The sequence below is a fragment of the Streptomyces sp. NPDC001156 genome (genome assembly GCF_053598275.1).
Map to the genome: position 1 here is coordinate 1 of NZ_JBSFJX010000223.1, position 12,343 is coordinate 12,343.

Genomic DNA, 12,343 nt, shown 5'->3' on the forward strand with positions numbered 1-12,343 from the left:
GGTGGGGGGGGGGGGGGGGGGCGCGCGCCGCGGGCCGCCCCCCCCCCGGGGCGGGGGCCCTCAGGCCGGCGCGCCGGCGGGCGGTCAGCCCGCGGCGTGGGCGCCGATGACGGACTGGGCGTAGACGACGCCGAGGCCGTAGGCGCCGCCGTGCTCCTTGACGATGTCCATGACGGGCAGGTAGGTCTCGGTACGGGCCCAGTCGCGCTGCAGCTCGAGCAGGACCTGCACCCAGGTCACGGGTACGGCGCCGGCGTTGACCATCCGCTGGACGGCGTGCTCGTGGGCCTCCGGGGTGATACCGCCGGAGGCGTCGGCCACCACGTAGACCTCGTAGCCCTGTCCGAGCGCGGACAGCACCGGGAGCACGATGCAGACCTCGGTCCACAGCCCGGAGATGATGATCTTCCTGCGGCCGGTGGCCTTGATCGCCTCGACGACCCGGCTGTCCTCCCAGGCGTTCATCGTGGTCCGGTCGATGATCTCCTGGCCCGGGAAGACCTCGGCCAGCTGCGGCAGGAGCGGGCCGGAGAAGGACTCGGCGGCCACGGTGGTCAGCACCGTCGGGACGTCGAACGCCTTGGCCGCCTTGGCCAGGCCCACGGTGGCGTTGATGATCGCGGCGCGGTCGCCGCTGCCGGTGCCGAAGAACATCTGCGGCTGGTGGTCGACGAACAGCATCACCGAGTTGTCGGGGGTCAGCAGGTCCGGGCTGGGAGCGGCCTTGACGTTGGATGCGCTGAACATGATGGGTTCCTTTTCTTCTGATACAGGCAGGGACTCACGCCTGGCGTGCCTGGCGGCGGGTCGGCCGAAGAGGCGGCCGCTCCGTGCGAGCAGTCCCTGCAGTCGGTTCTTGGACGCCGGCATCGCGGCCTCCTTGCTGGGTTGCGCGAGGGCGGGTGGCCTGTCCCCGGGCAGGACGCTCACATCGATCAACCTTCGGATGAAGTACTTCTCGGTAAGAAGTTGAATGAACAACTAGTACGAGGAAACCTCATGCCCCAAACATCGTCGATGTTTCCTGCCACAGAGATCGGCCCCACCCGCGGTGACCGGCCACAGCCATCCGGCCTTATACGTGCCAGTAACATCATCCGCCCTGGTCAGCCGTGTGCGGCGCTGTCGTTCGCCCCTGCCGGCGATGACATTGGGGTCTCACTCGTGACTGCTGGCCGGGCTCCGGTCGGCACAGAATGGTCCGGTGCTGCTGCGACTGCCTTACCTGGCCTTGACGAGCGTGTTCACCTTGATACGGCTCCGGCCGACAGCGGCAAGGACTGAGATCTTGGCGCTGCGCCACCAGTTGGCCGTGCTGCAGCGGCAGATCGATAAGCCGAACCTCACCTAGCCTGACCCCACGCTGCTCGCCGGCCTCCTGCACGGCCTCCCCCGAGGGCAACTTCGTCGACTCCAGCTGATCGCCTTCCTTGGCACAGTGCTGCGCTGGCACCGCGACCTGCTTCGCCGCCGCCACGCCAAGGCTTCCCGCCCCAAACGTCCCGGTCGACACGCACCATCCACTGCATCCGAGCCCTGGTACTGCGCCTGGCCACGGAGAATCCGAGCTGGGGCCGCCGGCGTCTGCACGGCGAGCTGCTCGTTCTCGGAGTGAAGGGATCCCGCCGGTAGCCCGAGCGGGCCTCCACCACGTGGGCGGACTTCCTGCGCTCCCAAGCGGACGCACTCCTCGGATGTGACTTCTTCGAGACCGTCACCTTGTCCGGGGCGCGATTGACCTGTTCGCGGTGATCGAACACGCCAACTGGCGGATTCGTATTCTCGGCGCGACCGCGCACCCCACCGCGTCCTGGGTGGTACAGGCTGTCAAGAAGCTCGTCATGGACCTCGAGGACACAAGCTGCCGGGCGCCACGCGGATCTTCGCCTGGCTCCCACTCTTGTGCCGATCCTCGGCCGCCAAGAACGCCGAGCTCTCATCAGGTGCTCGACGTGGATGTCCCCACGGTCCTCGAGCGGGACGTGCAACTGGTCCGCATGACCACGGCGACGCTGTACTGAAACGACATGCGCATTGCGGACGGCGCCGCCGCTGACATCTACACCGCCCTCCCCCTCGTCGTCGGGCACGAGATGGTTGACCCAATCGTCGTCCCGGGCCTGCCGAAAGGAGCCCGGCTGCGGGGCGCCGGAAGGACTCGGCGGGCCTACCGGCTCCCTTGCGCCTCGTCGAGTTACCCCATGAAGTGCGCGAACAGGCCGAGCTGCGGGATGAGGAGGCTGCCCGTCAGCGGCCCTTGACGGCGCCGGCGGAAGAGCAGTTCGCGAACGCGGCAAGGAGGGAGGGGATCAATTCGGCCTGCGGCGGCGATCAGCTCAGTTGTCCGCTGTCTCCGTGGTGCCGGTCGACTCCGAGGGCGGGGACTTCCGTGTCTGCCGCACTGCGCGCAGCGCCAGGGAGAGTTCGGTGATGCCTCGGGGATCGGTCATGGAGCGGCCGGTTCGCTCGGTGATGCGACGCAGGCGCATGCGCACGGTGTTGGGGTGAACGTACAGACGCTTGGCGGCCTCCTCGGCCGATCCGCGGCAGCCGAGCCAGACGTCCAGCGTGTCCAGCAGCAAGTCGCGTTCGCCGGCCGGCAGGGCTTCGATGGGACCGAGGACGTTGGTGGCGACGCGGGCCATGACGTCGGGTGCCCCCGCTGACGCGACCGCAACCGGGGAAGCGTCGAAGACGGTCACGGCGACACTCTCCGCGTCGCCGCCGCGCATGGCGACCTGGGCGAAGCGCAGAGCGTCCCCCGTGCGGCACAGGTCGTCGTAGGAGGGGCTCACCCCCACGCGCTGCTCGGCGCGGTGCCGCAACACCTCGACGAGGTCGTCCAGGTCCCGCCGGGTACGCAGGTACACGATCCCCAGCTGGAGATCGGGGTGCAGCCGCCAGGAGGACCGGATGCCGCGCCGGCTCAGGAGGGCCGCGACCTCCGGCAGCGCCGACCGACCGATCTGCGCTACCTCTGCGGCGACCACGGTGAACGGACCGTTGCGCGGCATGCCCAGGACCTCCGCCGCGGACCACACGGCGTCGGCGTCCATGCTCCTGCCCTGGAGCAGCGCCTCCACCACCGCCGAACGCTCCTGGTCGCTGGCGAGGAGCTGCTCGGCCACCGCCTCGTGGTATCCGGAGACCATGGCCTCGGTGATGCTGTCCTGGAGCTCGCTCATCGCCGAGGCCACAGTGACCAGCACGTCACTCCCCGCCAGGGAGGTTTTCCTGGCTTCGGCGACCACTATCTCCCAGAAGTGCTTCACGCCGATGCGGTAGGCCGTCATCACCGTGGGAAGCGGCACCTTCTGCACGGCGCGTCGGCGGCCGATGCGGGCCGCGGCCTCGGTGTCCACCGGAACCTGTCCTGTCAGCGCCCGGAGTGCGTTGCCGAGGTGAGTCCGGCAAGTCTCCTCCAGCTCCTCCGCAGGCACCACGTCATATTGATAGTCTCGCGCGCTGGCGCGGATCCGCGCCGCCATCTCTTTCGCCAGCTCCCCGACGCGTTCGAGCAACACAGTCGCCAGGGCGTTGACCTCCTCGTCGACCATGTCTTCTCCGGGTCACCGATCAAGGGGTCTCCCTTCTACGGTACCGCCGGAGTAGCAGCCCGCACCGTGGCACGGAGCCGCCGCCTCGCAGGGCCCCGGCCGGGGGCCCCGATTTCCTTGGCTTGAAAGGCCTGGCTCCCGGGTGAGTCCCAGGAGGCTCCTCGCTCCGCCAAGCGATCACTGCCTCCTCATTCGTATCTGCGCTCACGCCCACGCTCCTGATGATGTCCCTGATCACCAGGCGTTGCGGGCAACAGTGCGGGCCCAGGCACTCCTGGTTAGAACATCAGGGCGCCAGAACCCGTTGTTCAGTCGTGCGTTGCCGTACGGGAGTGCTCGTCGTCTTGGTCTTTGGTGAGGGACGGCGACTGTGGGGCCTGGTCGTCGTGGCCGGGTGCCATCGTCTCGAGGGTGGCGCGGAGCGCGGCGCGTGAGGTGATACCAAGCTCGGGGTACAGCGACCGGACGGTCATCATGGGCTCGCACATCGAGGTGTAGGCCACCCTGACACCGAGAGCCAATGCGATGCGCACGACGGGCACGCCCGTACCGGATCCGCGCACGCAAGATGACATGGTGACCAGTCACTGTAGTCGGACCAGTATGCGGGCTACGGCCGCCATTCCTCGCGGTAGCCGGGCCGGTCCGCGTAAGGCAGCGCGAGCAGACGCACCACCGGACTCAGCCCTCTCGCCCCCCCAATGAGATCGCTCTCCTGACGGTGGAGCCGGTTGAACTCGTCGGGATCCGAATCGACCACTTCACGCATCCCCTCGCGGAGCGCCGCACGGTCCTTCAGAGCGGTGGCGTACATACCGAGGATGAGCTTCTTTGAGTGGATCTCGCGTAGCACCCGCGCCGGATCATGCTCGGCGATGTGGTCGGCGTCGGCGCGGCCTTGGTCACTATCCTCCGCTTCCACCCCTGCACCCGGGCGACCGAAGCTCACGGTCCAGCCGTAGTCGCCGATGCCGCTCTGCTGCCACGGGCCGGGCGTTGCGGTCCGTGCGATCCGCTCGTCCTCGTCGAGTTGCTCGCCGAACCACCGCACCAACTCATCCATCCGACGCATCCTCCTCGCCCTTCCGCGGCCGGTTCTTCCCCGACCCCGAGTAGCCCTTCACGATGTCCTGCACCGTGCTGAAGCTGATGTCCAGCTCGGCGCCGACCGTCCGAAGCGAGGCGCCGGGCCGGGCGAGCAGCTCCTGAACGGCCGCCCGCCGCGCCTCCTTGAGCGCCTTGTTCTGACCCGGCAGAGCCTTCAGCACCTCGCCTAGGGCGCGCGCTCTCTCGGTGGGATCGACGATCTCCGTAAGCGCGTCGATGGCATCGAACACCCGCTGCGCCTCCTCGGTCACACCCGGCCCCTTCTGTTGGGCGGGCCACTGGCGAAGTGTAGGGGGTTCCCCTACAGTGCTGGAAGTGGCACCGCGCTACTGACGCACAAAGCCCCCGGTCCGGCGCTGGAACGCCATATGGGCCGGGGGCACCCACCTTCAACTCCACGAAGAGGCAGGCATGCCCGAGCGTACCGACCGCCCCCCTGAGCAGCCCAGTCCCACGCCCCTTGCGCCCGCCCGAACCAGGTCCTCGCCGAGCCGGCGACCGTCGAGAACTGCCGAGCCGACTACACGGCGGCCCCCGACGTCCGCCTCCGCCTCGACCGCCAGATCAAGGGCGGCCACTGATGGGCTTCCTCGACCGCCTCTTCAGCAACGACCACGAGCGCGCCGCAACCCAATACGCCGGCCGCGAGTCCGCGAGTGACCGCGCTGCCCGGAAGCGACGGGAGAACCACCGGCGAAAGGGCGTCCAGCGCGCCGCCCGCGCCGGTGAGCACTGGGAAGAGCAGGACCGCCGCCGCTTCCGGTAACCCCCACCGACCGGCCGGGGCCCGCATCCAACCCACCGCCAGCGGGCCCCGGCCTCCACCACCGAACCAGAAACGAGACCCACCGCAATGCGCATCCGACACGCCGTCGCCGCAGTCCTCACGACCGCTGTCCTCGCCCTCACCGCAGCCTGCAGCAGCGACACCGGCACCGGCACCGCCACCGCCACCGCCACCGCCACCGGCCAGGCTCCTGCCGCGAAGCCCGCAGCCGACACCAACCGCCCCCGCCCCGCCCAAACCGACCTCACAGACCTCGCCTTCCAGATCACCTGGGACCAGGACACCGAGAGCCAGAAGGACGATCTGTGCACCGCCCTCGCCCTCTACGGGCCCGAGTCCGCCGCCAAAGAAATGCAAACGGGAGCACACGGCAGCACCGCCCTCGACTGGGACCGCTTCGCCGAACTCCTCGGCGACAGGTGCGACGCCCGATAGCCGCCACCATCCACTGGCCCGGGAGCCCCACATGCCCCGCCGCCAGAGCCGCCGCACCGTCGCCGATCCGCTCGGCCTGTCCAGCCCGCTCGGCCGGTGGGGGTTCGGCGTCCTCGCCGGTCTGGCGCTGCTCACCGATCAGACCCTGCCATTCCTCGTCTGCGCCGCAATCGCCGCCTACGCATGGAAGAACCGATGAAGAACCCGACCGCTGCCCTCGCCGCCGGCGCCGCCATCGTCACCATCGCGCTCACCGGCGCCGCGTTTTGGTTGAGCTACGAACACCTCCACGACATCGCCAACAGCAACGGCCTCGGCGGCGCCCGCGCCTGGGCGTGGCCCGCCACCGTCGACCTGTTCATCATCGCCGGGGAGCTCCTCGTGCTCCGCGCCTCACTCCGGGGCGCAGTCGACTGGTGGGCGTACACACTCGCCGCAGTCGGCTCCCTCGGCTCTATCGCACTCAACGTGTGCGGCGTCGGCGACAACGCGCAGCCGATGGAGTACGTCGTTGCAGCCGTCCCGCCGTCGGCCGCACTCGTCGCATTCGGCGCACTCATGCGGCAGGTGCACGACGCGCTGCACCGCATCCGCACCGCACCCGTCCCCGCGCGGCGGGATGCATCCGCCGACTTTGAGCGCGCAGCCGAGCAAGCCGTCGAAATCGCCGACCCGGATGCACCCGGCGCCCTGGTCCTCGACTTCCACCCGCACTCGCGCCCGCATCCCGTCATGTGCGCAACCGCATCCCCCGCAGATCAGGCCCCGGATGCGCCCGCGCCGCGGCAGGAGCCCGAGTGCGGCGCAACCGCACCCGTCGTGCGGCAGATGCCCACCCCGGATACGGATGCGGCGCTCCTCAAAGCTGCACTCGCGGTGAACGCATCCGCACTCGCCGAGACCGGGCAGCGCGCGTCCCTCCGACGGCTGCAGACCGAGCTGCGCATCGGCCAGAAACGCGCCCAGCGCATCCAGGCGCAGCTCCCCGACGCCCCCACCGCATCCGATGAACGGGAGGCGCGATGACTGCCCATCCGGGAGCCGACGAGCTCCGCATCCGCTCGATCCTCAAGCAGCGCGGTGTCGGCCCCGACGCCGAACCGGCTGCTCCGCCGGTACCGCCGATCCCGCGGCAGCGTCCGCGGGACTGGCTCGACGACGTCCTCGACGGCAACGCCGACCCGGTACCGGAGCCCGTCGAGGAGGCGCCCCCCGCCGAGGCGGACCCGCCGGCGGAACAGCCGGCCGAGCCGAAGGCCGAGCAGCCCCGCAAGCCGAAGCAGGGCAACGCCCGCAAGAGGAGGAAGCGCCAGCGCGGGAAGAACAGGCGGCGGACCGGCCCCGCGCCCGCGCGCAGCGCGTGGGACGGCCACTCGACGGATCCTCGGCAGTCCCTCGCCGACGCCTGGTACCGGGTCCCGTACCGGCTCAAGTGGCTGGCCATTCACGCGGCGGCAGCGGGGGTGGGGTGGCGGATCGGCCTCGTGCAGTGGGCCACCAACACGGCCGCATGGTTCGCGGCCGGGCACTGGGCCGCCCCGTCAGCGTGGGTCCTGTACCTCCTCGGCGTCCTTGCGGTCGCCCTCTACCGCGCAACCCGCCGTCAGGCACTGCTTGTTGCCCTGGCCACGGCCGTCCCTGTCTCGTCCGTCGTCGTCGGTGTCCTCCTGTACGGCACCGGCTACCAGCCTTAAGGACCCTCCGTGAACTCCGTGTTCGGCAACCTCGGCCCCGTCGGTCTCGCTGCCGTCCTCACTGTTCTACTGCTCGTCGGCATCCCGGGCGGCGGGCAACTCCGGCCGCTGGGCTGGTGGCCCACGCTGTTCCTGTCGATGCTGGCCGGGTCGGCGTACAAGGCTGCGGGCGGAATCTTCAAGATCGTCCCGGACTTTTTTGGCAGCATCATCGCCACCATCAACGGCATGGTCCCCGGGCTGACGATGCCCGCCCTCGCGCTGTGCGTGCTGATCTTCGTGCTGTTCAAGAAACTCACCACGAAGCAACTCGGCATGACCGGCCTCTTGTTCTTCTACGTCGCGTCCGGCGCCGGAGGCATGTGGTCGTACGTGTCCGACTCGTTCGCGCACCTGGGGGCGAACGTCGCATGACCCGCTTCAACCTGTGGAAACGCGCCCAGCCCGAGCCGGAGCCGGACGAGGTCGACGAGGAACCGGAAGAGACCGGCGATGACGAAGACGACGAAGCACCCGAGCGCGCCCACGGCCCGATCGTCACCGGGGTCCTCGGGCCGGGCCAGTGGATCGCCGCCCGCTTCGGCAGCGGCGTTGCGTGGGGCGTCCACGCCGTCGCGGTGTGGGCGATCGGCTACTACGGCGGCTGGATCGCGGCCGGCGTCATCCTCGTGTGGCTGACCGCTGTCCTCCACTTCATCCCCGAAGACATCCTGGACCGCGCCGCCGCGATCATCGAACGATTGGACAAACGCCAGCCGCGGCCGTCGGCCGGGGGCTCCGATTCGGGCCCGGCGGCAACGCGGGGCGAGGCGTGGCGCGCGTTCGTCGTCCGCTCCATCGGCGAGCACCAGGGAGTGCATCTCCGAGACCTCCTCGGGACCCTCCACGAGAAGGGCCACCACCCCGACTGGGAGGTGCCCGATGTGAGACGCGTCTGTGCGGCCGCGGGCATCCCCGTGCGCAACCGTGTCCGGGTGCGCGGCAAGGGGGTCACCGTGGGGGTGCACAGGGACGACCTCAAACCCCTCTTCGAGCCCTCCTCTCGGCCCCCGCTCCGGGATACGCCGAATCCATAACTACACGTCGTTTGACCTGCGAAACCACACCCTCGCCACACCCCAACCACGGGCCCCGACTACAGACCGAGAGAGGCGTCGCGCGCCATGGGCAAGCCCACAACCGGAACCATCTATGCGCTGGGCGATCCGCGCGATGGCAGCACCCGTTACATCGGCAAGACCACTCAGGATCCGCTCGATCGTCTCGCCGGGCACCTGGCTACACCGACCAACCCGGCGATGCGAGTGTGGATCAACGCCCTCGGCGCGCAGGGCCTCGTGCCCGAGATGCGGCCACTGAAGACCGTTTCCGTGGACAAACTCGATCATGAGGAGCAGCGCCAGATCGAGCGCCACGCAAAGGCCGGTCATCGCCTGCTCAACGCGCCGTACTATCACCGGAACCTCACCGACCTGTTCGCCCCGGTCCTCCGTACGGCAGCGTCGGCCGACTCGGATGCAGGCGACCCAATCCCGACCACAGTGTTCGGGCAGATCGCTGCCGACTGGGCAGCCGGGCGCCTGTCGGGCTGGCAGGCCGCCGTCCGCGTGGTCTTCCGGGCCCCGCTCGTGCCAGCCGGTCACCTGCTGCGGATGACCAAGGTGCGAGCAGTCCGAGTGCTCCTGACCGCAGTCCCGCTGACGTTCTACTTCTGGACCATCGGATACGGGCGGATCGTCCGCGACTTCGTGTTTCCGCACCTTCCGATGGCCGCACTCGGTCGGTTCTGGGGCGACTACCTCGCGCGCCCCACGCAGACGCTGCGATGGCACCTCCTGGCCGTTGCTCTCCTGTACGGGCTCGGCTCGTACTTCCCGGTCGCCGACGCTGCCCGCGCAGTTCGACAGAAGCCGGCGCCCAGGACGGGCGCGGCTGCCGCGCCGTCCCCGCTCATTGCCGACCTCGTCAGTGCCAGCGTGGCAGCGCAAGCCGCGGCGGCCTTGGACTCCGTCGTCCTTCCGCCGCAGTTGCCCAGGGGGTCCTGATGCCTCACGAGTACTTCTGCCGGTCCTGCGATGCCGTCTCGCCCGAACGCCGCGAGCGCCGAGTGGACGCCGAGGACGAGCTCGTCGAGCACCGCCGTACAGCGCACGGTGGTCTTGCGCCGACCGACGGCGATGGGATTCGACGCGTACACGCCGAAGGGCGAGGGGACGGATGTCTGCCATCGGGCTGGTTCTGGGCGCTGCTGTTCTTCCTCGTGCTGCTCCTGGCGAACTGCTGGGGCCGATGACTACTAGATTGCCCGTCTGGGGCAAGTTGCAGAAGGGTCACTGATCATGAAGCCAGATGAGCAGCATGTCTCCATGGTCGACTGCGCCGACGACCAGCCAGAGCCCTGCGGCGAGGGGCACTGCTTCTGTTGCTGCCTCGATGGCGGCCACGCGTGTGGCTGCGACTGCGGACCCACTGACGAGTGGCGGCCGGGTGAGTGCGACATGTGCTTCGGTGTGACGCTGCAAGGCCCGCTCGGCCCCGTCCACTGCGCCTGTGCGATCGGACAGGGCGCGTCGGAGGACGAGTGCCGGTGCGGGCCCGAGGAGGACTGACGGGTCTGTCGCTCTGGGGTTGCGTGATCACGGCATGGGCCCCATGATGTGATCATGGCTTCGTCGTTCGCCCCCCGTAACGGCGGAGCCTTCTCACGTCCTATGAGGTAGCGGTCTCGCTGGCGCTCTCGGCAGGGGTCGGCGGTCGGGGCACGGCGCGCGCGATCCACCGGTCGTCAGTCACCTGCGCGGGCAGCATGACAGGCACGAAACCGGCCTCGACGAGCAGCGCCAAGCCCTCGGCGCACTCGTCGCGGCTGTCTGCCTGCACGCCGTACCGGATCGCCATGGGCCCAGTGTGGCGCGCCAGTTGCCCCGATGCGGACGGAATGGGCAACTCTGGCGGGGGCGTCCTAATCCGGTGGCTCAGCGGTACATCGACCGCACGGCCCGCTGCAGCGCCTGCCGCCCGCTGGCCTCGACCGCGCCTTCGTCGATGACGAGCAGCTGTCCCGCAGGGCAGTACTGGCTGGCGCGCAGGGTGATGATGGCGTCGAGGCCCAGCTCCTCGACCGCGGCGCGGATCTCGTCGAGGCGGTGCGGCTCGCAGAGGACAGTGCGCTTGGCGTCGCCTTGGATCTGATCCCAGAACCGGAGATCGTTGGCGAGGTCGTCGTAGGCGCTCATGTGGTCGGCTCCTCGTCCCGGCGCGCCGGGCCCGCGGCGGCCGCGGCGATCGCCTCCCACGACTCCACCAGCTCGGCCAGCAGGTCGAAGGCGGCGAGGATCTGTTCGCGCACCCGGGCGTGCACGTCGACGAGGCCCTCGGGCTCGCCCCACACGACCTGATTCACGACGCGGCGGCGCGCCTCCTCCGGCACGCCCTCGCAGTCCATGGCGCGCTCGGCCGCGTCCAGCGTCCGCCGCATCACCTCGACGTCGTGGTGCGTCACCGGATCAAGGGCGTACGCCTTCCCCTGCTCGGGGTGCTGGTCCAGGCAGCGGCCGACAACGTGGTCCGTGAGGTCGCTCATGCTGGTCTCTCCTTGGTCTGCTGGTGGCCGCCGCGCCATAGCCCCACCCGAACACGGCGCCCGAAGACCCGAACGCACCGTCACAACTCCGCCACATCGCCCGCGCGTTGCCCCCGCGCACGTCGACCATCGCCCGCATGAGACGAACCCTCGCGGCCACAGCCGCCGTCCTCGCCGGCCTCGTCCTCGCCGGCTGCTCCAGCGCCCCGAGCGACACCGACAAGAAGTACGCCGCCGTCGTCGCGGCAGCCGACCCCCAGGACTTCGGCGACATAGACAACGACCAGATGGCGAGCACCCTCGGCTCCGAAGGCCCGGACCTCTGCGACCAGCTGAAGAAGGGCACGTACGCCGACGCACTCGCGTACGCGAAACTTGGGTTCAACGACCGGGAATCGCAGGTCCTCGTCGACGCGGCCGTGCCCTGGTACTGCCCCGACCAGAAGGGCAAGTTGCCGAAGGGCTGAGTGCATACTGGGCGGCATGGCAACCCTCGCCCCCGCGGCCACCTTCGTGCCCTCCGGATTCAAGCTGTACGGCAGCGGAGCCGAGGTGGACCTCACCTGCAACCGCGACGGCTGCGCGTGGCAGCGCGAGTTGGAAGGCGGTGTCCACCTGACCGAGCTGGTCGCCCTCGTGGCAGAGCACATGCAGGAGGCGCACGGGTGACCGGCTCAGACCGCATGGTGGCGTGGCTGCGGGCCGCCATGGACGCGGCCCAGCGCGACACGGAGGCCGCAACGCCCGGGCCGTGGGAGCCCGAGGGCGACGATCCCACCGACGACACGGTCCACACCGTCCACGATGGCAAGCATGGCGACCTCGTCGGCAAGACCGTCGCCCACGTTCAAGGCGGCAACGCCACCGCCGCCAACATGCGACACATCGCCCGCCACGACCCGGCCGCCGTACTACGCCGGATCACCGCCGACCGGAAGCTGCTCGACCTGCACCAGAACGTCAACGGAAAGTGCTGGGAGTGCGGGCAGGGCTACGAACTCATGGACTGGGGGCCCGATTTCCCCTGCACCACTGTGCGCCTGCTCGCCGAGGGCTACGGCTGGGCCGAGGGCCAGTGATCACCACTTAGCCTTGATCCACCGACGTGGCCTGAAGTGGATCTTCTGACGGGTTTTTGAGCGGGTTTCGGGTTGGTGTCTGTGCCTGGGCAGGTGGTATC

21 protein-coding genes are annotated in these 12,343 nt (G+C 69.5%); 13 read left to right on the forward strand and 8 right to left on the reverse strand.

The window, feature by feature from the left end:
- Positions 1 to 84 precede the first annotated feature (84 nt).
- On the reverse strand, positions 85 to 747 hold the full coding sequence (locus ACWDA7_RS44105; protein WP_450612675.1) for a hydrolase: 663 nt from the start codon (positions 745 to 747) through the stop codon (positions 85 to 87).
- Between the two features lie 457 nt (positions 748 to 1,204).
- Between ACWDA7_RS44105 and ACWDA7_RS44110 the strand changes: the two genes are divergently transcribed.
- Positions 1,205 to 1,351 (forward strand): hypothetical protein, encoded by a 147-nt coding sequence (locus ACWDA7_RS44110; protein ID WP_450612677.1) that lies wholly within the window; start codon positions 1,205 to 1,207, stop codon positions 1,349 to 1,351.
- Between the two features lie 985 nt (positions 1,352 to 2,336).
- Here the strand turns inward: ACWDA7_RS44110 and ACWDA7_RS44115 are convergent.
- The 4 genes from ACWDA7_RS44115 to ACWDA7_RS44130 form a co-directional block, all read right to left on the reverse strand.
- Positions 2,337 to 3,557 (reverse strand): PucR family transcriptional regulator, encoded by a 1,221-nt coding sequence (locus ACWDA7_RS44115; RefSeq protein WP_450612679.1) that lies wholly within the window; start codon positions 3,555 to 3,557, stop codon positions 2,337 to 2,339.
- Positions 3,558 to 3,865: 308 nt separating this feature from the next.
- A complete protein-coding gene (locus tag ACWDA7_RS44120; RefSeq protein ID WP_450612681.1) occupies positions 3,866 to 4,120 on the reverse strand; it encodes a hypothetical protein in 255 nt (84 codons plus the stop codon).
- A gap of 47 nt (positions 4,121 to 4,167) precedes the next feature.
- Complete coding sequence (locus ACWDA7_RS44125; protein WP_450612683.1) at positions 4,168 to 4,620, reverse strand: DUF6221 family protein; 453 nt, start codon at positions 4,618 to 4,620, stop codon at positions 4,168 to 4,170.
- On the reverse strand, positions 4,613 to 4,915 hold the full coding sequence (locus ACWDA7_RS44130) for a helix-turn-helix domain-containing protein (protein WP_450612684.1): 303 nt from the start codon (positions 4,913 to 4,915) through the stop codon (positions 4,613 to 4,615). Before ACWDA7_RS44130 ends, ACWDA7_RS44125 begins: the two co-directional genes overlap by 8 nt.
- A gap of 329 nt (positions 4,916 to 5,244) precedes the next feature.
- On the opposite strand from ACWDA7_RS44130, the gene ACWDA7_RS44135 reads away from it, so the two are divergent.
- From ACWDA7_RS44135 to ACWDA7_RS44175, 9 genes are all read left to right on the forward strand, one after another.
- The gene (locus ACWDA7_RS44135; protein ID WP_450612686.1) at positions 5,245 to 5,430 is read left to right on the forward strand and encodes a hypothetical protein; all 186 of its coding nucleotides are present in this window, start codon (positions 5,245 to 5,247) and stop codon (positions 5,428 to 5,430) included.
- Positions 5,431 to 5,517: 87 nt separating this feature from the next.
- Entirely contained in the window at positions 5,518 to 5,886 is a 369-nt protein-coding gene (locus ACWDA7_RS44140) for a hypothetical protein (RefSeq protein ID WP_450612688.1), read from the forward strand.
- Positions 5,887 to 5,917: 31 nt separating this feature from the next.
- Positions 5,918 to 6,085 (forward strand): hypothetical protein, encoded by a 168-nt coding sequence (locus ACWDA7_RS44145; protein ID WP_450612690.1) that lies wholly within the window; start codon positions 5,918 to 5,920, stop codon positions 6,083 to 6,085.
- Positions 6,082 to 6,912 carry a DUF2637 domain-containing protein gene (locus tag ACWDA7_RS44150; RefSeq protein WP_450612692.1) on the forward strand — a complete coding sequence of 277 codons (831 nt, stop codon included), beginning with the start codon at positions 6,082 to 6,084 and terminating at the stop codon, positions 6,910 to 6,912. Before ACWDA7_RS44145 ends, ACWDA7_RS44150 begins: the two co-directional genes overlap by 4 nt.
- Complete coding sequence (locus tag ACWDA7_RS44155) at positions 6,909 to 7,580, forward strand: hypothetical protein (RefSeq protein ID WP_450612693.1); 672 nt, start codon at positions 6,909 to 6,911, stop codon at positions 7,578 to 7,580. The genes ACWDA7_RS44150 and ACWDA7_RS44155 overlap by 4 nt, the downstream gene beginning before the upstream one ends.
- A gap of 9 nt (positions 7,581 to 7,589) precedes the next feature.
- The gene (locus tag ACWDA7_RS44160; RefSeq protein ID WP_450612695.1) at positions 7,590 to 7,994 is read left to right on the forward strand and encodes a hypothetical protein; all 405 of its coding nucleotides are present in this window, start codon (positions 7,590 to 7,592) and stop codon (positions 7,992 to 7,994) included.
- On the forward strand, positions 7,991 to 8,656 hold the full coding sequence (locus ACWDA7_RS44165; RefSeq protein WP_450612697.1) for a hypothetical protein: 666 nt from the start codon (positions 7,991 to 7,993) through the stop codon (positions 8,654 to 8,656). Before ACWDA7_RS44160 ends, ACWDA7_RS44165 begins: the two co-directional genes overlap by 4 nt.
- Positions 8,657 to 8,743: 87 nt before the next feature.
- Entirely contained in the window at positions 8,744 to 9,625 is an 882-nt protein-coding gene (locus ACWDA7_RS44170; protein ID WP_450612699.1) for a hypothetical protein, read from the forward strand.
- Positions 9,625 to 9,873, forward strand: coding sequence for a hypothetical protein (locus ACWDA7_RS44175; protein ID WP_450612701.1), 249 nt, complete (start codon positions 9,625 to 9,627; stop codon positions 9,871 to 9,873). Before ACWDA7_RS44170 ends, ACWDA7_RS44175 begins: the two co-directional genes overlap by 1 nt.
- A gap of 416 nt (positions 9,874 to 10,289) precedes the next feature.
- On the opposite strand, the gene ACWDA7_RS44180 is transcribed toward ACWDA7_RS44175, so the two are convergent.
- From ACWDA7_RS44180 to ACWDA7_RS44190, 3 genes are all read right to left on the reverse strand, one after another.
- The gene (locus tag ACWDA7_RS44180; protein WP_450612703.1) at positions 10,290 to 10,478 is read right to left on the reverse strand and encodes a hypothetical protein; all 189 of its coding nucleotides are present in this window, start codon (positions 10,476 to 10,478) and stop codon (positions 10,290 to 10,292) included.
- A 77-nt stretch (positions 10,479 to 10,555) separates the two neighbouring features.
- Complete coding sequence (locus ACWDA7_RS44185) at positions 10,556 to 10,816, reverse strand: hypothetical protein (RefSeq protein ID WP_450612705.1); 261 nt, start codon at positions 10,814 to 10,816, stop codon at positions 10,556 to 10,558.
- Positions 10,813 to 11,163 (reverse strand): hypothetical protein, encoded by a 351-nt coding sequence (locus ACWDA7_RS44190; protein ID WP_450612706.1) that lies wholly within the window; start codon positions 11,161 to 11,163, stop codon positions 10,813 to 10,815. Before ACWDA7_RS44190 ends, ACWDA7_RS44185 begins: the two co-directional genes overlap by 4 nt.
- 137 nt (positions 11,164 to 11,300) lie before the next feature.
- Between ACWDA7_RS44190 and ACWDA7_RS44195 the strand changes: the two genes are divergently transcribed.
- From ACWDA7_RS44195 to ACWDA7_RS44205, 3 genes are read left to right on the forward strand one after another with little or no spacing between them, the layout of a single operon-like run.
- Complete coding sequence (locus ACWDA7_RS44195) at positions 11,301 to 11,630, forward strand: DUF732 domain-containing protein (protein WP_450612708.1); 330 nt, start codon at positions 11,301 to 11,303, stop codon at positions 11,628 to 11,630.
- A gap of 16 nt (positions 11,631 to 11,646) precedes the next feature.
- The gene (locus ACWDA7_RS44200) at positions 11,647 to 11,832 is read left to right on the forward strand and encodes a hypothetical protein (RefSeq protein WP_450612709.1); all 186 of its coding nucleotides are present in this window, start codon (positions 11,647 to 11,649) and stop codon (positions 11,830 to 11,832) included.
- On the forward strand, positions 11,829 to 12,242 hold the full coding sequence (locus ACWDA7_RS44205) for a DUF6221 family protein (protein ID WP_450612711.1): 414 nt from the start codon (positions 11,829 to 11,831) through the stop codon (positions 12,240 to 12,242). Before ACWDA7_RS44200 ends, ACWDA7_RS44205 begins: the two co-directional genes overlap by 4 nt.
- Positions 12,243 to 12,343: the final 101 nt, after the last annotated feature.